The 17,090-nt window shown below is 67.8% G+C and carries 21 protein-coding genes and 1 tRNA gene; 7 read left to right on the forward strand and 15 right to left on the reverse strand.

Annotated elements, in window-relative coordinates; translation table 11 throughout:
- Positions 1-4 precede the first annotated feature (4 nt).
- From ACQP2E_RS06405 to ACQP2E_RS06415, 3 genes are all read left to right on the forward strand, one after another.
- A tRNA-Ile gene (locus ACQP2E_RS06405) sits at positions 5-78 on the forward strand.
- A gap of 61 nt (positions 79-139) precedes the next feature.
- Positions 140-976 carry a hypothetical protein gene (locus tag ACQP2E_RS06410; protein WP_433828931.1) on the forward strand — a complete coding sequence of 279 codons (837 nt, stop codon included), beginning with the start codon at positions 140-142 and terminating at the stop codon, positions 974-976.
- A 57-nt stretch (positions 977-1,033) separates the two neighbouring features.
- On the forward strand, positions 1,034-2,170 hold the full coding sequence (locus ACQP2E_RS06415) for a hypothetical protein (protein WP_433828932.1): 1,137 nt from the start codon (positions 1,034-1,036) through the stop codon (positions 2,168-2,170).
- A 22-nt stretch (positions 2,171-2,192) separates the two neighbouring features.
- On the opposite strand, the gene ACQP2E_RS06420 is transcribed toward ACQP2E_RS06415, so the two are convergent.
- Complete coding sequence (locus tag ACQP2E_RS06420; protein WP_284919258.1) at positions 2,193-2,453, reverse strand: Txe/YoeB family addiction module toxin; 261 nt, start codon at positions 2,451-2,453, stop codon at positions 2,193-2,195.
- Positions 2,450-2,707 carry a type II toxin-antitoxin system Phd/YefM family antitoxin gene (locus ACQP2E_RS06425; RefSeq protein ID WP_285556111.1) on the reverse strand — a complete coding sequence of 86 codons (258 nt, stop codon included), beginning with the start codon at positions 2,705-2,707 and terminating at the stop codon, positions 2,450-2,452. Before ACQP2E_RS06425 ends, ACQP2E_RS06420 begins: the two co-directional genes overlap by 4 nt.
- 345 nt (positions 2,708-3,052) lie before the next feature.
- Here ACQP2E_RS06425 and ACQP2E_RS06430 point away from each other — a divergent pair, with 345 nt between their 5' ends.
- Complete coding sequence (locus tag ACQP2E_RS06430; RefSeq protein WP_433828933.1) at positions 3,053-3,274, forward strand: hypothetical protein; 222 nt, start codon at positions 3,053-3,055, stop codon at positions 3,272-3,274.
- Positions 3,275-3,379: 105 nt separating this feature from the next.
- On the opposite strand, the gene ACQP2E_RS06435 is transcribed toward ACQP2E_RS06430, so the two are convergent.
- Positions 3,380-4,291: a helix-turn-helix transcriptional regulator gene (locus ACQP2E_RS06435; protein ID WP_433828934.1), complete on the reverse strand. Its 912-nt coding sequence runs from the start codon at positions 4,289-4,291 to the stop codon at positions 3,380-3,382.
- 120 nt (positions 4,292-4,411) lie between these two features.
- Here ACQP2E_RS06435 and ACQP2E_RS06440 point away from each other — a divergent pair, with 120 nt between their 5' ends.
- Entirely contained in the window at positions 4,412-5,260 is an 849-nt protein-coding gene (locus ACQP2E_RS06440) for an SDR family NAD(P)-dependent oxidoreductase (protein ID WP_433828935.1), read from the forward strand.
- Positions 5,261-5,295: 35 nt separating this feature from the next.
- On the opposite strand, the gene ACQP2E_RS06445 is transcribed toward ACQP2E_RS06440, so the two are convergent.
- From ACQP2E_RS06445 to urtA, 8 genes are all read right to left on the reverse strand, one after another.
- Positions 5,296-5,871 carry a TetR/AcrR family transcriptional regulator gene (locus ACQP2E_RS06445; RefSeq protein WP_433828936.1) on the reverse strand — a complete coding sequence of 192 codons (576 nt, stop codon included), beginning with the start codon at positions 5,869-5,871 and terminating at the stop codon, positions 5,296-5,298.
- Positions 5,868-6,434: a TetR/AcrR family transcriptional regulator gene (locus ACQP2E_RS06450; RefSeq protein WP_433828937.1), complete on the reverse strand. Its 567-nt coding sequence runs from the start codon at positions 6,432-6,434 to the stop codon at positions 5,868-5,870. Before ACQP2E_RS06450 ends, ACQP2E_RS06445 begins: the two co-directional genes overlap by 4 nt.
- Positions 6,434-8,188, reverse strand: coding sequence for a purine-cytosine permease family protein (locus ACQP2E_RS06455; protein ID WP_433828938.1), 1,755 nt, complete (start codon positions 8,186-8,188; stop codon positions 6,434-6,436). The genes ACQP2E_RS06450 and ACQP2E_RS06455 overlap by 1 nt, the downstream gene beginning before the upstream one ends.
- A 6-nt stretch (positions 8,189-8,194) precedes the next feature.
- Positions 8,195-8,878, reverse strand: a complete 684-nt coding sequence (locus ACQP2E_RS06460) for an ATP-binding cassette domain-containing protein (RefSeq protein ID WP_433828939.1) — start codon at positions 8,876-8,878, stop codon at positions 8,195-8,197.
- A 1-nt stretch (position 8,879) separates the two neighbouring features.
- Positions 8,880-9,683, reverse strand: a complete 804-nt coding sequence (gene urtD, locus ACQP2E_RS06465; protein WP_433828940.1) for an urea ABC transporter ATP-binding protein UrtD — start codon at positions 9,681-9,683, stop codon at positions 8,880-8,882.
- Positions 9,680-10,774, reverse strand: coding sequence for an urea ABC transporter permease subunit UrtC (gene urtC / locus ACQP2E_RS06470; protein ID WP_433828941.1), 1,095 nt, complete (start codon positions 10,772-10,774; stop codon positions 9,680-9,682). Before urtC ends, urtD begins: the two co-directional genes overlap by 4 nt.
- Positions 10,771-11,655, reverse strand: a complete 885-nt coding sequence (gene urtB, locus ACQP2E_RS06475; RefSeq protein ID WP_433828942.1) for an urea ABC transporter permease subunit UrtB — start codon at positions 11,653-11,655, stop codon at positions 10,771-10,773. Before urtB ends, urtC begins: the two co-directional genes overlap by 4 nt.
- Before the next feature lie 82 nt (positions 11,656-11,737).
- On the reverse strand, positions 11,738-13,036 hold the full coding sequence (urtA, locus tag ACQP2E_RS06480; protein ID WP_433828943.1) for an urea ABC transporter substrate-binding protein: 1,299 nt from the start codon (positions 13,034-13,036) through the stop codon (positions 11,738-11,740).
- Between the two features lie 460 nt (positions 13,037-13,496).
- Here urtA and ACQP2E_RS06485 point away from each other — a divergent pair, with 460 nt between their 5' ends.
- The gene (locus tag ACQP2E_RS06485; protein WP_433828944.1) at positions 13,497-13,916 is read left to right on the forward strand and encodes a VOC family protein; all 420 of its coding nucleotides are present in this window, start codon (positions 13,497-13,499) and stop codon (positions 13,914-13,916) included.
- Here ACQP2E_RS06485 and ACQP2E_RS06490 read toward each other — a convergent pair.
- The 3 genes from ACQP2E_RS06490 to ACQP2E_RS06500 form a co-directional block, all read right to left on the reverse strand.
- On the reverse strand, positions 13,913-14,581 hold the full coding sequence (locus tag ACQP2E_RS06490; protein ID WP_433828945.1) for a lytic transglycosylase domain-containing protein: 669 nt from the start codon (positions 14,579-14,581) through the stop codon (positions 13,913-13,915). The two genes, ACQP2E_RS06485 and ACQP2E_RS06490, sit on opposite strands and share 4 nt — an antisense overlap.
- Before the next feature lie 90 nt (positions 14,582-14,671).
- Positions 14,672-15,121, reverse strand: a complete 450-nt coding sequence (locus tag ACQP2E_RS06495; RefSeq protein WP_433828946.1) for a DUF2293 domain-containing protein — start codon at positions 15,119-15,121, stop codon at positions 14,672-14,674.
- Positions 15,122-15,173: 52 nt separating this feature from the next.
- Positions 15,174-15,425 (reverse strand): hypothetical protein, encoded by a 252-nt coding sequence (locus ACQP2E_RS06500; protein WP_433828947.1) that lies wholly within the window; start codon positions 15,423-15,425, stop codon positions 15,174-15,176.
- Between the two features lie 142 nt (positions 15,426-15,567).
- Here ACQP2E_RS06500 and ACQP2E_RS06505 point away from each other — a divergent pair, with 142 nt between their 5' ends.
- Positions 15,568-16,386 (forward strand): DUF4142 domain-containing protein, encoded by an 819-nt coding sequence (locus tag ACQP2E_RS06505; protein ID WP_433828948.1) that lies wholly within the window; start codon positions 15,568-15,570, stop codon positions 16,384-16,386.
- On the opposite strand, the gene ACQP2E_RS06510 is transcribed toward ACQP2E_RS06505, so the two are convergent.
- Positions 16,387-17,055, reverse strand: coding sequence for a class I SAM-dependent methyltransferase (locus tag ACQP2E_RS06510; protein WP_433828949.1), 669 nt, complete (start codon positions 17,053-17,055; stop codon positions 16,387-16,389). It abuts the gene before it with no gap.
- Positions 17,056-17,090 lie beyond the last annotated feature (35 nt).

Genomic DNA, 17,090 nt, shown 5'->3' on the forward strand with positions numbered 1-17,090 from the left:
GTACGGGGCGGTAGCTCAGTGGGTTAGAGCAGGGGACTCATAATCCCTCGGTCGCGGGTTCGAGTCCCGCCCGCCCCACTCGTATCTCCCTGGGGGCGACCCCCGGACCCCACGTTGCGGTGGGCCAGTGGGTGGCTCGGTGCGGGCGTGGCAGGCGGTGGATGTCTGGGACAGCGAACATGTGCTATTGGTCGAGTTCGCTGGGCAGGCGCCGCACACGTTGATGGCTCAGATCTCCCCGGCCGGGGGTGTGCTGGTGAACAAACTGGCGGTGTTGCAGCCAGGGGCTGCGGAGACCTGGGATCGGCTGCGGGAGCCCGGCGAGGTGCCGATGCCGGCCGTCGAGTGCCCGGTCGAGGTCGCGCTGGCGGAACTGGCCGACGCGTTGCGGACCACGGACATGACCTGGCCCCGTCATGATGACGAGGACTTCGTCGATTTGCGTGCGATGGCCTGGTCGCGATGTCTGCCGTACCTGCCGGACTTCCGTGACTGGCAGCGGATGGGCGAGGAAGAACGGCAACGGCTGCTGGACGGGTTCGCGCCGGTCGGCGACACGGTCGCCAGGTCGCTGGCGGACCTGTTCCTGGATTACGGCGACGGCTACATGACCAGCGGCCCGTTGTGCTGGAGTCCGGAGCAGGTGGGCTTGTTCCTGGCCGACTGGCTGCCGCGCAAGGCGGCGCTGGACGCCGAGCAGCGTGTCGCGCTTCCGGAGGTGTTGCGGCGTTGGATCCGGTACGCCCTGGAACGCCGGGCGGTGGACCCGGTGTGGATCGGTCCGGTGATCGAGGCGGTCGACACGTCTCTTTCGGCATTCGAGGCGGCGTTCGACGACACGGCTGCGTGGGGTCCGGCCAAGCAGATCGCCGCCGAGTTGACGGCCCGTGGCATCGATCTCTCCGACACGGAAGCCGTCGAGGACGCGATGCGGGGCCTCAACGCCGAACGCCTCGCTCGATATCTGACCGACTGATCACCCGAACGAGGCACCCCGTAAGGATCTGACTCCGGCAGGTCATAGGTTGATGGCGTGTCGATGTCTGATGCCGCGCTGCTGCGACGGGCTGGTGACCTCAAGGGCGAGCTGGTGGCGTTCTCTCAGCAGCCCCGCTACGACCGGGCTGCGTCGAGTTTTCTGGCCCAGTACGGCAGCGGTTTGGAAGACGCCGACGAGCAGCGGTGGATGCTGCTCTGGGACTGTTTCATCCTGGAGCACCGGCTGGCGAACGGCCGGACGGTGGTGGAGCAGTTCGTCGAGGCCCGTCCGGACCTGCCGGAGGCCGAACGGGCGATGGTGCTCGGCTGGCGCGATGTGGTGCAGGGCCCGTTCGAGGTGCAGCGCAAGGACGGGCCCGCGCTTGTGGTGGAGAGCCTGGTCGACGACTTGACCTACCGCGTCCGGTCGAACATGGGTCCGGCCGTGTTCAAGCAGATGCCGCGCCGGTCGTTCATCATTGCCCGGCTGGTCGCGGTCGGTGACGAGTGGATGCTGAGCGGGCCGGTACAGATCCTGCGCGGGAGTGAGCGGGGCATCGCCTATGAGCTCGCGTTGGACATGTCTTTGCGTACGCCGGAAGCGGTGTTCCGAAACCCGGAGAAGGTGGCACTGGCATGGGAACACCAGCGTGCTGACCGGGCACGGTTCGTCGAGTTCTTCGGCACCGACCTGCTGGTGGTCCCGGGGGAACAGGCGAAGGAGCGGCTCGACGCCTACTACACGTTCTGCCGTGACGCGGTTCTCGGGCCGGACCCGAAGGACATCCCGCCGGCGGTGTCGATGTCGTTGCCGGAGGATCTGACCGATGCGGAGACGGTGGCGCTGATCTACGACGAGAGGAACGGGCTCGGCTTCTACGCGGAGTTCGGCCTCGTGGAGGAAGCGTTCGCGAACCCCGATCTGCTGCGGCGCCGTCGGTGGCGAGAGCAGACACTGTCCTATCTCGAGGACGACAGCCTGGAGCCGATGGTCCTACGCCGGTTGGCTGATCGGGATCCCGAGAAAGCGACTACCGTCATCCGGCGGCTGCTGAAACGGCCACGGTTCGACTGGAGCCGGGACGGTGAGGCGCTGATGCGAGAGGTCAAGCCGGGCTATTTCGATCGGCCACCGCGCCCGCGGGTGAGCCCGCTCAGCGAGCGCTTGGCAGCATTCGCCAAACGCCGCTGATCAGGAACGAGAGGGCCGGGCGCTACTCGTAGTGGTACCGGCAGGAGATGATGGTGATCTCGTTGGGCTCGACGGCGTACACCATGCGGTGTTCGTCGTCGATGCGCCGTGACCGGAGTCCTGCGAGGTTGTTTCGGAGGATCTCCGGTTTGCCGATGCCCTGGCCGTCGGGGTCACGTTTGATGTCGGCGATCAGCGCGTTGATGCGTTTGAGAGTCTTGCGGTCCTGAGTCTGCCAGTACAGGTAGTCGTCCCAGCCATGGTCGGTCCAGCTGAGCTTCACTCCTCGGGCCCGAAATCACGCTCGGTGGCTCGGCCCGCTCGCCACTGCTCGACGCTCTCGACGAGGCGCTTAGCGTTGGCGGGCGATCGAAGCAGGTAGTTGGTCTCCATGATCGAGTCCCAGTCCTCCTTGCTAACCAGGACGGCGTTGCCACGCTTGGAGACGATCTCGATCGGGGTGTGATCCTCGTTGACACGCTCGATGAGCGGGAAAAGGGACTTGCGCGCCTCGCTAGCACTGATCGCTGAAGTCACGATGCCTCCCAAGGTTGTACCGGATACGGTACCACTTTCGTGGTGGCTGTACGCTCGCTCCTGACACCCGTTCGGGCCGCCCGTGGCGCCCCCGAGTGCGAATTGCGGGCGGTGTCGTCGCGGGGGCGGATCACGTCGTCGAGTTTCGTCACGACTATCAGTGGGGCGCTCTCAAGGCTGATCCGGCCAAGTGGATGGAGCGGTATTTCGACGCGCATCTTTATTTGGCGAACTGGGGCACGCGGCGGATGATGCTGAGACTGCCCCGAGCGGTGCTGGACCCGCGAGCAGCGCTTGGACGAGCTGGCACGGAACCCAGTCCGCGCTTGGGACCAGGTGGACGAATTGATCGCGACGAAAAGTCCGAAGGACTACGACGCGGCGGTGACCCTGCTTTTGGATCTTCAGGCGCTGGCGGTACGGGAGGGTGAGATCTTCGAGTTCGCGGAGCAGATGACCCGGCTGCGGGACCGGCATGCCCGTAAGCCGAGCCTGCAACGTCCGGCCCACCCTTACCTGCCTGGGGGCGACCCCCAGACCCCACGTTGCGGTGGGCGCGCTGGGTGAGTCGGTCCAGGTCGGGTGGCGTTCCCAGCCGGTCTGCTTTAGACGGTGTGCGCCGCGATTTCGCTGTGGGCGGCCGGTTTGCACTTTTCCGACTGCGGCTGCGTCTCAGCCTTCTTGGTAAGGCTCGGTCCGGTGTGCGGGCGAGTCCAGTTGGACACGGCCGGCCTGCGGTACGGCTGTCCCGGCGGCCAGCAGCGACAGCAGCGCCAGGTTGTCGTGCGAGCTGCTGCCCGGGTCGGTGTGGTAGATGAACAGCACCTGGTCCGCGTCGCCGGGCAGCGGCAGCGCCTCGTACCGGAGCGTCATCGGGCCCACGGCGGGGTGAGCCACCCGTTTGACGCCATGGGTGCGCTCGTGCACCTGGTGTCCGTTCCACCACGCGGCGAATTCGGCGCTCTTGATGGTCAGCTCACCGATCAGCTCGTTCAACCGTACGTCGTCGGGATGGCGCCCGGCGTAGAGGCGTAACGTGCCGACCACCTCGGCGGCTACCGTGCGCCAGTCGAGGAACAGCTCGGCCGCCGCTGGATCCAGGAACATCCATCGCGCGTAGTTGCGTTCCCGCGCCGGCAGCCTGGTCCAGTCGGTGAACAGCTCCCGGGCCAGCTTGTTCGCGGTGAGCACGTCGGTGCGCCGGCCGAGGATCAGGGCCGGATGCTCGCTCATCGAGGCGATCAGCTGCTGCATGGCCGGCCGCACCCGCTGCACGGGTGGCTGTGCCGTCCTGTGCCGTACCGGACGGGCGAGGTCGGCCAGGTGGGCGCGGGCCGCCGGTTCGAGCCGGAAGACGCGAGCCAGCGCTTCGAGCACCGCCTCCGACGGGCTCAAGTGCCGGCCCTGTTCCAGCCTGGTGTAGTAGTCGACGCTGACCCCGGCGAGTTGAGCGACCTCCTCGCGCCGTAGTCCGCGCACTCGCCGTTTCACCGGGCCACCGTCGTCGAGTCCCACGGCCTCCGGCGTCAGGCCGGCCCGGCACCTGCGCAGGAAGTCGCCCAGATCCGTACGCGAAGCTGCCATGCCCCGATGGTCGCACCATCCCCGTCCGGCATACACGGTCTGGGTGGGCATGCCGTTCCTATGTAGCACTGGGCCTGCTCAACCGTGTCCGTCCAGGTCCGGGCGATCAAGCATGGAGCCATGTCCAACACATGGTTCGTCACTGGCACTTCCCGAGGCCTTGGCCTTGAACTCGTCCGGCAACTGCTGTCGCAGGGGCACAATGTCGCGGCCACGTCCCGCTCCTCCGAACGCCTCACCGACGCCCTCGACGACGTCGACTGCGCGCGGCTGCTGCCGATCGAACTCGACCTCACCGACGAGCGGGCCGTAACCGCTGCGATCACCGCGACCGCAGACCGTTTCGGCGGGATCGACGTCGTGGTCAACAACGCCGGCTACGGGTTCCTCGGCGCGGTCGAGGAGACCAGCAGCGCCGAGGTCCGGCGCATGTTCGAGGTGCAGGTCTTCGGCGTCTGGAACGTGTTGCGTGCCGTGCTGCCCGGCATGCGGTCGGTCCGCCGCGGACATGTCATCAACGTGTCGTCGATCCTCGGCCTGACCGCGTTCCCTGGGTGGGGGCTGTACTGCGCCGGCAAGTTCGCACTGGAGGGACTCTCCGAGTCGCTCGCGGCCGAGGTCGCCGAGTTCGGCATCAGGGTTTCGTTGATCGAGCCCGGCTACACGCGGACCGACTTCCTGCGTCCGGTCTCGCTTGGTCTGCCCGTGTCGACAGTGGATGGATACAGCGCGATCCGGGAGATGACCACGGCGCATCTCGCGATGCCGGGCACCCAACTCGGCGACCCGGCCAAGGTGGCGGCGGCCGTCATCGCGGTCGCCTCGAACAGCGCGTCGCCACTGCACCAGGTGCTCGGCTCCGACTCGTACGGGCTGGCGAAGGCTCGGGTGGAGTCGCTGCTCAGTGACGTGCAGGCAGGCCGTGACCTGGCTTTGACGACTGACGTCAGCCCCGCCCGTCGGCAGTAGACAGAGGGGCGGGAACACCCCGCGATTGGTGCCCGTTACGAGGCGACGCGGTCGCGGATGCTGTCGAGCACCGCTTCCGCCGCCCATGCGGCGGCGTCGGCGATGTCGCGCCGGTCCATGTCGAACTCGCGGCGGAGCGTCACCCAGGTGCCGGCGGAGTCGAGGTGCGACAACGCCGCGATGACCGCCCTGCGCTGCGCCGCGTCGAGGGAGGGCACCTCGGCATCCAGCAGCCGCTCGAGGTGTGCCCGGTCGGGCGACGGCGATGCGCCGCTCACGCCGCGCATCGCCGTCTCGGCGACGACATGCGCGAGTTCCGGTCGCGCGTCGTACCGCTGCATCGCGTCGCGGATCGCGAGAGGGATGTCGAAGATCGAATGCGACTCCTCGCGGGCGAACAGCGTCGCCTCGATCCACGCTGCGGTCGCCAGCAGCAGGTCGACGCGCGTGGGGTAGTTGCGGAAGACCGTGCGCTCGGCGATGCCGGCCCGGCGCGCGATGACCCGGTACGACACGTCGTCGCTGCCGAGCTCCTCGATCAGTTCGGCGTAGGCGGCGAGGATCGACGCTTGTGTGCCGCTCAGCTCCGGGACAGCACTTGACCCGGTCACTGCTCCGCCCGGGTCACGTCGGGCAGCTTGGCGAGCACGTTGTCGACGGCGCGATCGAACGCGTCGCAGATCTCGCCGGCATCCAGGTCGAAGCCGGTGCGCAGGCGCGCCCAGAACATCGCCGACGAGAAGAAGCGCAGGGATGCCGCGACCCGCCGCTGATCCCGCCGGTTGAGCGTCGGCGCCGCCACGGCGAGCATCGCCTCGATCGCACGGGTGATGTAGGCCGGCTCGGTGTTGATCGTCGGCGAGATCGCGGACGCCCGCGCACCGACGTACGCGTACGCGGGCAACGCGTCGAAGGCACGGAAGCGTTCGTGCACGGCGGCGCGGAAATCGGAAACGGTCACGAAAGGCGGCAGTGGGAAGCAGGTCTGCTCGATCCAGTTCGAGAGTGCGGCGAGCAGGTGCGCGCGCGTCGGGTACTGGCGGTAGATCGTGCGCTCCGAGATGCCGACCTCGTCGGCGAGGGCACGATAGGAGATGTCGTCGAAGGTGCGCTCACGCAGCAGCACCGCCGCGCTCGCGAGAATCGCGGTCGCGGTGTCGACCGGCTCCTCCATCACGTCTCCCTCTGTCGGGCGGCCGCCCGGTACGGGGGTCCGGTGACTTCCGGCGGGAGCACGTAGTGATCGGAATCGTCGAGCGTGAGCGCCAGCGACGAGACGTACTGCACTTCGCCGTGCGGTCCCCGCTCAGCCGAGGCCAGCATATCCGGCCGCTCAAAGGTGTACCCGGTGACATGACAGCGGAGCCGCTCGCCCGAGGGGTTGCCGTTGTCGTCGAACCGGGGGGAGTCGATGCCGTCGGAGCGGCGGCGCAGGTAGTAGCGCCCGCGCGTGGCGAGGGCCACAACCGGCGTGGCCACGAACGCGACGCCGATCGCGATGAGCACCGAGAACGGCTTGAGGGCGGCGCCGAACGCCCCGGCGAACGCGAGCAGCGACAGCACCGAGGCGAGCCCCACCGACACCGGCCCGACCGGGTTCCAGTCGTGCAGCATGCCGCGGCGGAACTCGGGGAAACGCGGCGAGATGCGCAGCACCCACTTGTTGATCGCGATGTCGGTGGCGATCGTCACGAGCCATGCCATGACGATGTTCGCGTAGAGGCTCAGCACGAAGGAGATGAGGGTGAAGACGTCAAGCATCATGAGCACGTAGGCGATCACCAGGTTGAACAGCACGAAGATCGTGCGACCCGGGTAGTGCTTCGCCACCCGGGTGAAGACGTTCGACCACGCGAGCGAACCCGAGTACGCGTTCGTCACGTTGATCTTCACCTGCGCGACCACGATGAGGACCAGGGCGAGGACGATCGCGAGCCAGTCGGGGAGGAGGGTCTGGTACATCACGACGAACTGCTTGGCCGGTTCGGCCGCCTGGCGCCCGAGAGTGGGATCGACCTTCACGAGCAGGTAGACGGCGAGGAACACACCGATCACCTGTTTGGTGCCGCTGAAAATGACCCAGCCCGGGCCGGCGAACGCGAACGAGGCCCACCACGAGCGTACGTTCGACGGCGTGCGCGGCGGCATGGCGCGGATGTAGTCGATCTGCTCCGCCAGCTGAGGGGTGAGGGCGAAGCACACCGCCGCACTCGAGACCACGGCGCCGAAGCTGATCGAACCGTCGGAGTCGCCGGTGAACGACGTGAAGGCGCGTACCGCCTCGGGGTCGGAGACGACGATCCACAGCAGCGGCAGCAGGGCGAGGGCGAGCCACAGGGGAGTGGTCCAGAACTGCAGGCGTTCCAGCGCGCGCATGCCGTAGATGACGATCGGGATCACGACGACGGTGGAGATCAGATAGCCGAGCCACAGCGGCATCCCCGTCGCCAGCTGCAGCCCCTGCGCCATGATGGCGCCCTCCAGGGCGAAGAAGATGCAGGTGAAACCCGCGAAGATCACCGTCGTGATGATGGAGCCGTAGTAGCCGAATCCCGAGCCGCGGGCGATGAGGTCGAGGTCGAGGTTGTAGCGCGCGGCGTAGTAGGCGACGGGCACACCCACGATGACGATGATGACCGACGCGAACACGATGCCGAGCACGGCGTTGGAGGTGCCGTGGTCGATGCCGATGCTCGCGCCGATCGAGAAGTCGGCGAGGAAGGCGATGGATCCGAGGGCGGTCGCGCCGACGGAGGCCGCGCTCCAGCGCCGGAAAGTGCGCGGCACATAACGGAAGGCGTAGTCCTCCAGGCTGTCCTCTGCGGCCGCGCGCGCGTTGTCCGTCGACACAGTGGCATCCCCTAAGGCACCTCGCGTTGGCGCATCCTCCCTATCCGGTGTTACGACGGCATTGCGGGCGTGGGTCATGCCGGCTCAGATCGCCATGGCGGCCCGCACGGTGGAGGTGGCGGCCATGCCACCCACCCCGGTCTGTGTGACGAAGCCCGAGGCGAGTACGACGTAGCGTTCGGCCGCTTCGAGGGCGAAGCCGATGTGCTGCTCGACCAGCAGCACGTTGATGCCCTCCGCGGCGAGTTGCATGATGGTCTGCTCGATCTCGGCGACGATCGTGGGCTGGATGCCTTCGGTCGGCTCGTCGAGGATAAGCAGCTTCGGCTGGGTGATCAGGGCGCGGGCGATCGCGAGCTGCTGGCGCTGCCCGCCGGATAGCAGGCCGGCCTTCCGGGCGGCGAACTGCTCCAGTGCGGGGAAGCGGGCCATCTGCGCGTCGATGAGGGCCTTGCCGCCCCGGCGCCCGTCGGCGACGAGCTGCAGGTTCTCCAGTGTCGTGAGCTGGCCGAACGATTGCTGACCCTGTGGCACGTACGCCATGCCGCGAGCGACGCGCTGGTTGGGCGCGAGTGAAGTGACGTCCTCGCCGTCGAACAGCACCCGGCCTTTCGACGGCTTGATCAGGCCGATTGCGAGGCGCAGCAGGGTCGTCTTGCCGGCGCCGTTGTGGCCGAGCACTGCCACCACCTTGCCGGTCGGCACCGTCACACCGTGCAGCACCCGCGTGCGCCCGTAACCGGCCTCGATGTCGGTGAGCTCCAGCATGTCAGTCCTCCGTCCGCTTATTCGTCCCGGCCACCGGTTCGGGCACGACCGACATGGCAGCCGTGGTGGCGGCGCCCGCGGTGCCGAGGTAGACCTCCTGCACCTTGGGATCGGCCTGAACCTCGGCCACCGAGCCCTGCGAGAGCACCTTGCCCTGGTGCAGCACTGTCACGCGGGTGGCGAAGCGGCGCATGAAGTCCATGTCGTGTTCGACCACGAGCACGATCCGCTTCGCCGCGATGCGCTGCAGAAGCTCGCCGGTCGCGGTGCGCTCGTCGTGGCTCATGCCGGCGACGGGCTCGTCGAGCAGCAGCACCTTCGCGTCCTGCACGAGCAGCATCGCGATCTCCAGCCACTGCTTCTGTCCGTGCGACAGGATCCCGGCCGGCGTGCCGAGTTCGCCGGAAAGCCCGGTCTCCTCCAGCGCCTGCTCGATCGACGGGTCGACACCACGCCGGGCCCGCAGCAGCGAGACCGGCGAACGGTGGCGCCCGGCGGCGATATCGAGGTTCTGCAGCACGGTGAGTTCGTCGAAGACGCTCGCGGTCTGGAACGTGCGCCCGACCCCGAGGCGGACGATCTTGTGCACCTGCTTGCCGAGCAGTTCCTTCTCGCCGAGCCTCGCCGATCCGGTGCCCTTGGACAGCCCGGTGATGGCGTCGATGCAGGTCGTCTTGCCGGCGCCGTTCGGGCCGATGAGGAACCGGACCTCGCCGGGGTGCGCGTCGAAGGAGACGCCACCGACCGCAACGAATCCCGAGAACTCGACACGGAGGTCGGTGACGACGAGCGAAGCGTCGGTCATGACCGCACCTCTTCGAGTTCTGCGGCGACGATCGCCGGGGTGGGCTGTACGTCCGGCTTCCGGCGGGCAGCGGCGATCCGGGCGGGCAGCGATGACAGCCCGTTCGGCAGGAAGAGGACGACGACGATGAACAGCAGGCCGAGGATGTAGGTCCAGCCCTCCGGCCAGGTCGAGCCGAGGCTCGACTGTCCCCAACCGACCGCCATCGCGCCGAGCGCCGGGCCGAAGAGCGATGCGCGGCCGCCGAAGGCGACACCCGCGATCATCAGGATCGAGGCGGCGGCGCCGATCTCGGCGGGGGTGATGATGCCGACGATGGGTACGAACATCGCGCCGCCGATGCTCGCCATCAGCGCGGAAACGATGAAGGCGGCCAGCTTGACGTTGGCCGGGTCGTAACCGAGGAAGCGCACGCGCTCCTCCGCGTCCCGGGTGGCGATGAGGAGTTCACCGAAGCGGCTGCGGTAGAGCTGCCACACCGCGAGCAGGCACACGATGAGCAACGCGGCCGTGATGAGGTACACCATGGCCTTGTTCGCCGGGTCGTTCAGTACGAAGCCGAAGAAGTACTTGAAGTCGCTGAGCCCGGTGTCGCCGCCGGTCTCGCGGATCGTGGAACTGATCAGAACGGCCAGCGCGACGGCGAGCGCCTGCGTCAGGATCGCGAAGTACGCCCCCTTCACCCGGCGCTTGAACAGCGCGTAGCCGAGGACCCCGGCCACGATCACGGGCAGCACGACGATCGCCAGCAGGGTGACCGTCGTGCTGCGGAACGGTTCCCAGAACATCGGGAGCGGCGCGAGCGGGTCGTAGAGCACCATGAACCCGGGGATCCGGTCGCCCGCGGTCTCCAGCGTGAGGTGCATTGCCATCGAGTACGCGCCGAGGGCGAAGAACACCCCCTGCCCCATCACGAGCATCCCGCCCCGGCCCCACGCGAGGCCGATGCCGACCGCGGCGATGGCCCAGCAGCAGTACTTGCCGAGGTTGTTGAGCCAGTGATCGGTGAGCATGAGGGGAGCCACCGCGAGCAGCAGGACGGCGAACACCCCGATACCGCTGAGGGAAAGCCATGACTTCGACTTGGTCATGCCAGACTCCTGGTTCGCACCGTGAACAGGCCCTGCGGGCGCAGCTGCAGGAAGATGATCACGAGGATGAAGGCGAGCACCTGCGCCAGGCTGCCGGTCGTCCAGTACGCGAAGTACGAGAGAGCGACGCCCACCGCCCACGCGGCGATGATGGTGCCCTTGAGCTGGCCGATGCCACCGGCCGCGACCACGAGGAACGCCGGGATGATGTACTGCGCGCCCATCTGGGAGTTCGTGCCGCCGATGAGTGACGCGGCCACGCCGGCGACCCCGGCCAGCCCTGATCCGACAAAGAAGGTGAGGCGGTCGATGGCGCGGGTGGAGATTCCCGTGGTCTCGGCGAGGTCCCGGTTGTGTACGGTCGCCCGGATGCGGCGGCCGAACGCGGTGTACTTGAGCCAGGCCGACAACGCGGCGACGCAGACGACCGCGAGCACGATGGTGAACAGTTGTCGTAGCGGCCAGTTGTAGCCGAGGATGTTCAGCTGCCCGTCGAGCCAGTTGGGCTTCTCCACCGGTACGCCCTGGGACGGGAAGATCTGCAGTGCCGCCTGCTGCAGGATCAGGCCGACACCGACCGTGACGAGCAGGGTGTCGAGGGGCCTGCGGTACATCCATCGAATGATGGTGACCTCCAGCAGGAGACCGAACAGGCCGGCGACGACGAACGCGACCGGCAGCGCGACCGGGATCGACAGGTCGCTGGCCTCGATGACCTGCTGGACGAGGTAAGCGGCGAAGGCGCCGATCATGAGGAACTCGCCGTGGGCCATGTTGATCACGCCCATCTGGCCGAAGGTGAGCGAGAGGCCCAGCGCGGCGAGCAGGAGCAGCGCACCCTGTGCGCTGCCGTTAAGCAGTGGGGCGATCAGTGCGTCCACGTGCTCTCTCCCTGTAGCGGGTTGATGTTCTCTCCGAGCGCGGGGCCGCGCGCCGCAGGCGACACGCGGCCCCGCCGGGCGGTCAGCCCGCTGCGTCCACCAGCTGCTTGCGGATGTCCGCCGGGAACCAGTCGTAGCCCTCGAGGTAGGGATCGGGCTCGATGAACTTGTCGGAGGCCCACACGATGTCGAACTGGTTGTTGGTGTTGATCTGGCCGATGTGGCCCGGCTTGGAGATGTGGTGGTTCTCGCCGTCGAGCGTGACGGTGCCCTCCGGCGCGTCAAAGGTGATCTTGTTCGCCTTCGCCGCGGCGTTCACCGCGTCGACGTCGAACGAGCCGGCCGCCTCGACGAGCGCCTTGTACAGGTACATCGAGATGTAGGCCGCCTCCATCGGGTCGGAGGTGACCCCGCTGCTGTTGGGGTAGGCCTTCCAGCTCTCGATGAACTTCGGGTTGGTCTCGGTCTTGAGCGACTGGAAGTAGTTCCAGGACGCGTAGTTGCCGGTGACCTCATGGCCCATGGCCGGCGCCTCTTCCTCGGCGATCGACACCGAGATGATCGGCGTCTTCGCGGGGGTGAGGCCGGCGTCGTAGTACGCCTTGACGAAGCCGACGTTCGACGAGCCGTTGATGGTGTTGAAGATGAAGTCGGGCTTGGCTGCCACGATCTTCGCCACCTGGCTGGTCCAGTCGTCCTTGTCGAGGGGCACGTACTCCTCGCCGACGATCTCGATGCCGAGCTTGGCCGCGTAGAGCTTGATGATCGCGTTCGCGGTGCGGGGGAAGACGTAGTCGCTGCCGGCGAGGAACAGCTTCTTCACGCCCTTGGAGGCGAGGAAGTCCATCGCCGGGATGATCTGCTGGTTGGTGGTCGCACCGGTGTAGTAGATGTTCGGCGACGACTCGAGGCCCTCGTACTGCACCGGGTAGAAGAAGAGGCCGTTGAGCTTCTCGACGACCGGCTTCACGGCCTTGCGGGAGGATGAGGTCCAGCCGCCGAAGATCGCGGCGACGCAGTCCTGGGTGAGCAGCTTCTCGGTCTTCTCCGCGAAGGTCGGCCAGTCGGTGGCGCCGTCCTCCTGGACGTACTCGATCTTCTTGCCGAGGATGCCGCCGCTGGCGTTGATCTCGTCGGAGGCCATGTGCAGCACATTGGAGACGGTCTTCTCGGAGATCGCCATGCCGCCGGTGAGGGAGTTGAGGAAGCCGAGCTTGACGGTGTCTCCGGAGGTGTCGACGCAGCTGGCTGCCGGGGACGACCCGGCGCCGGCCGTGTCGTCGCCGGCCCGGGCGCCGCAGCCGGCGAGCACGAGGGCCATGGCCGTCCCGAAGGCACCCGTAGCCATCAGCGCGCGCATCCGCTTGCTGGAGTTGGACATATGTGAGAACTCCGTTCCTGGTGAAGGAGACGTGACGCCGGGGTCGCGGCACGACGGATCGTGCGGATGAAAAGTGCAGGCGAGCCGCCGTCGTCTCGAGTTCCCCGCCCCGTGCCGTCGGCTGCCGGTAGTGAGAGCAGACTGAACTTGAGTCATTACTCTGACATTTCTTGACTGTTCCAACTCTGTAGCCACCACATTGGTCAGGCTGCGTAAGTCCTGGATGCACACGGAAAACCACGGCTCCGTGATGTCAAAGTTCTGCCACCACCCGGCGGCGCGCGACGTGCATGGCACACTCCTGACATCACCGATGCGGCCGGCCTGAACGTCTCCACGCGGCAACCCGCTTCGGGCCCGCCAGCAGGCAGCCGCCGAATCGAGCAGTTTTGGATAAGCCGCCGGGACGGCGGTTTTCATATCCTTACGACGTTCCGATCCGATGAGCGGGGAGCGCGTAATGATCACGAAGTTGAACGTCACGTCCATCTACGTCCTCGACAAGGACGAGGCGCTGGAGTTCTACGTCGGAAAGCTGGGCCTGGAAAAGGGCAACGACGTTCAGCAGGGCTCGTACCGCTGGCTGACCGTCCGCGTGCCCGGCGCGGACGGCACCGAGATTTCCCTGGAACAGCCGGGCGCGCCGCTGCACGACGAAGCGACGGCCGAGCAGCTTCGTGAGCTGATGGCGAAAGGCGCGCTGACCGGCCTCGTTCTCAACTCCGACGACGTCCGAGGTCTGTTCGAGACCCTCAAGGCGAGCGGCTTCACCGACTTCACCCAGGAGCCCGCCGACCACTTCTACGGCACCGACATGGGCCTGCGTGACCCTTCCGGCAACCCGATCCGCATCCTCCAGCAGGGCAGCCCGGCGGCCTAGTAGTGGCCGTTGTTCTGGAAGTACGTCCAGGCGCCGCACGGGCTCTGGTAGCGGCCCTTGATGTAACCAAGCCCCCACTTGATCTGGGTGGCCGGGTTGTTCTTCCAGTCGGCGGCGACTGAACTCATCTTGCTGCCGGGCAGGGCCTGGGGGATTCCGTACGCGCCCGAGCTGCGGTTCTCGGCCTTGTAGTTCCAGCCGCTCTCCTTGTTCCACAGCTGGTTCAGGCAGGGGAACTCGGCCAGCCCGAAGCCCTTGTCGAGCATCAGGGTGCAGCCGATCGCGCGGCTGCCGCTGAATTCCTGGCAGGAACTCGGGATCGGGCCGGTGAAGGCGACCGGGCCGGCGTTCGCCTCGGCCTCCGCCTTCTTCTTCGCGATCCGCTTCTTCTCCAGGCTGCGCGCCTGGGTGGCGGCGCTCTTCGCCTCGGTGGCAGCTTTCTTGGCGGCGTCGTTCTCGGCCTGGTGGCGCATCGCACGGGCGGCGGTGTGCTGGTTCTGCCGGTCCTTGAGCAGCTGCATGTCGCTGATTTCGGCCTGGGCGAACGACGCGACGGACGGCGAGAGCGAGGTCTGCTTGCCGAGGTGGACACCCCCGGCCACGCCGGCCAGCAGCAGCGCCACCGAGGCAGTTCTGGCTCCGGCCACGCTCCAGGCACGTTTCACCGTGCCCATGATGGTTTCTGTGAGGCACAAGGGCCAGACCAGATCCGTGACCGAGCCGCTACACCACGATTGACGACCTTGCCAGGCCCACTAGCCGCGCCGCCACCTGTCGAGGACCCGGTCGATGTCGTCGCGGATCTGGGTACGCGCCTGCTCACGCTCCACACCGGACATCAGCAGCTCGTCGTACGGGGTGTCCTCGTGCCGGATCGAGGCGATCACGGCACGGGTCACGGCGTCCGGGTCGAGGGCCCGGCCGGCAGCGCTGCGGCCCACCCGGCCACTGCCACGCACGGCGGTGTGCCGGCTGATCTCCAGTGCCCGTGGTGGCGGGCAGCCGGGGAACAACTGGACGATGTGTTCGGCCAGGTCCTGCTGGAACGTCTCGTCGGCGGCCTCTCGGCGTACCCGGTCCCGCTCTCTGCGGCGGGCGCGGGCGTCCTCGTCGGACAGGCACTCCTGCTCGGCCTGCTCGAGCGCGGTCCGGTCCACCAGCAGTCCCTGCCGGTCGTACCGTTTGCGGGAGCGATTGAACCGCACCACCACCGCCGAGAGCCGGCTGGCCTTCTTGGCCCGGCGGGTCAGCGCCGCGTCACCGGCCGGCAGGAAGACCGCTCTTCACCCAGCGGTGGAAGATCTCCAGCGCGTCGGCGAGGCGATCGGGTGACACCGCGGCGACCGCCTCAAGGTCCGGCACCCGGCCCTGCCGCCAGTCCGTGATCAGCCCCAGCGGCACCCAGCCCAGGCCGGTCAGCACGTCGAGAGGGCTCACGTGATGCCGGCGCTTCAGCGCCTGCTCGGCGGCGGTCACCACCCGGCGTTCCAGCTTCGAGGCGGGCTGCATGGGGGGAAAGGTTACCGACTGTGTCGCGCGGCACAGAAACCTGTGGTGATCCGAACCGGCCAGTGATGCGTATCACCGGCTGTCACCTGTGTGGCCGGCTCCCGATGTGGGGGGCGCACACGCTCGAGTCCAGGAGGTTCGCGTGGCTGCTGTCGGGTCGATGACCGCGTGGCGCCGGCTGTGGGCGGCGGCAGTGATCGCCACCGCTCTGACGTTGCTCGTTCCGGAGGGGGCGTTGGCGGCCGACGTGCCGGTGCCTCCGGAGAACCTGCTCTCCGACCAGGGCGAGGGCAAGCTCACCGATGCCGACCGGGACTTCGTCATCAGGGTTCGTCTCGCCGGGCTGTGGGAGATCCCGGCCGGGGAGATGGCGCAGGAGAAGTCGGAGAGCACCCGGATCAAGCGGATCGGCCGCAGCATCGCCGACCAGCACGCCGAGCTCGACCTTCTCACCCGGAACGCCGCGAAGAAGCTGGAGATCAAGCTTCCGAACGAGCCGAACGAGGATCAGCAGGGCTGGCTCGACGAGATGGAGGAGTCGCAGGGAACCGACTTCGACGAGATTTACATCGACCGGCTCCGGGCCGCGCACGGCAAGATCTTCCCGGCGGTCGCGACGATCCGGGCCAGCACCCGCAACGACACCGTGCGCAAGCTCGCGCAGCAGGCCAATCAGTTCGTGATGACGCATATGACGCTGCTGGAGAGCAGTGGCATCGTCGACTTCGCGGCCCTGCCGACCGCGCCGGCGCCGGCCGCTGCCACGTCGGCGCCCGCTCAGGCGCTGGCGGCCCAGGAGAGCGAGGGCGGTCAGGGCACCGGGGGACAGACCCAGAATCTGCCGCTGATCCTCGCCGCGCTCGCCGGCGGACTTGTCGCCGGCGTCTTCGCCACCAGGCAGATCGTCGGCAACCGGCGGCCCGGTTACCGAAGCCGCCGAACCCGGTATTACGGAGGCTGATCAGCGGTTGGCGGGGCCGAGGACCGAGACCCGGGTGATCTCGGAGTCCTCGGCGGCGCCGAGCCCGGAGACGCGGTAGCTGGTCAGCACCTTCAGCCAGCTGGCCGGCAGGTGGCCACGGTCCGGGTCGCCGACCAGGACGTGCGCGCCGCGAGCCACGGCACGCTGGAGGAAGCTCTGCATCCGGACGGCCAGGCTGGACGCGTAGAAGGCGTCGCCGATCAGGATCACCTCGGCGTCGCCGCCGTCGCCGTCGAGCAGCTCGTCCTGGTCGAAGGTCACCGCGACCGCGTTCGCCTCGGCGTTCATGGTGGCGGCGACAAGTGCGTACGGGTCGATGTCGTTCGCGATGACCGTGCTGGCGCCGGCCTTGGCCGCGGCGATGGCGGCGATCCCTCCGCCGGAGCCCACGTCGAGCACCCGCCGCCCGGCCACCACCTCGGGGTGGTCGAGGACGTACCTAGCGAGTGCCTGCCCACCGATCCAGGCGATCGCCCAGAACGGCGTCGCCCCCGGCCCGAATTCCGCCTCGATCCGCGCGCGCAGCACGATCGGGTCGTCCGCCAGATGCAGCCGAAGCTCCGGGACGAACGAGGGACGCACCAGGCGCAGCCCGTCGAACCCGTCAGCGCGCGAGGCGATGAAGGGCGTGAGCTGGGTTTCGGTCATGGTAGGCAGGGAGTGCTCCGCTCAGTAGGGCCCCA

This window comes from Actinoplanes sp. CA-015351 (assembly GCF_050955685.1).
GTDB lineage: Bacteria > Actinomycetota > Actinomycetes > Mycobacteriales > Micromonosporaceae > Actinoplanes.

Bases quoted from the DNA above. Each gene is read 5' to 3' on its own strand.
- urtC (WP_433828941.1), bottom strand. From the start codon at position 10,774: ATGACCAAGTCGAAGTCATGGCTTTCCCTCAGCGGTATCGGGGTGTTC.
- ACQP2E_RS06455 (WP_433828938.1), bottom strand. From the start codon at position 8,188: ATGACCCACGCCCGCAATGCCGTCGTAACACCGGATAGGGAGGATGCG.
- urtA (WP_433828943.1), bottom strand. From the start codon at position 13,036: ATGTCCAACTCCAGCAAGCGGATGCGCGCGCTGATGGCTACGGGTGCC.
- ACQP2E_RS06440 (WP_433828935.1), top strand. From the start codon at position 4,412: ATGTCCAACACATGGTTCGTCACTGGCACTTCCCGAGGCCTTGGCCTT.
- ACQP2E_RS06435 (WP_433828934.1), bottom strand. From the start codon at position 4,291: ATGGCAGCTTCGCGTACGGATCTGGGCGACTTCCTGCGCAGGTGCCGG.
- ACQP2E_RS06510 (WP_433828949.1), bottom strand. From the start codon at position 17,055: ATGACCGAAACCCAGCTCACGCCCTTCATCGCCTCGCGCGCTGACGGG.
- ACQP2E_RS06500 (WP_433828947.1), bottom strand. From the start codon at position 15,425: ATGCAGCCCGCCTCGAAGCTGGAACGCCGGGTGGTGACCGCCGCCGAG.
- urtD (WP_433828940.1), bottom strand. From the start codon at position 9,683: ATGACCGACGCTTCGCTCGTCGTCACCGACCTCCGTGTCGAGTTCTCG.
- ACQP2E_RS06460 (WP_433828939.1), bottom strand. From the start codon at position 8,878: ATGCTGGAGCTCACCGACATCGAGGCCGGTTACGGGCGCACGCGGGTG.
- ACQP2E_RS06450 (WP_433828937.1), bottom strand. From the start codon at position 6,434: ATGGAGGAGCCGGTCGACACCGCGACCGCGATTCTCGCGAGCGCGGCG.
- ACQP2E_RS06485 (WP_433828944.1), top strand. From the start codon at position 13,497: ATGATCACGAAGTTGAACGTCACGTCCATCTACGTCCTCGACAAGGAC.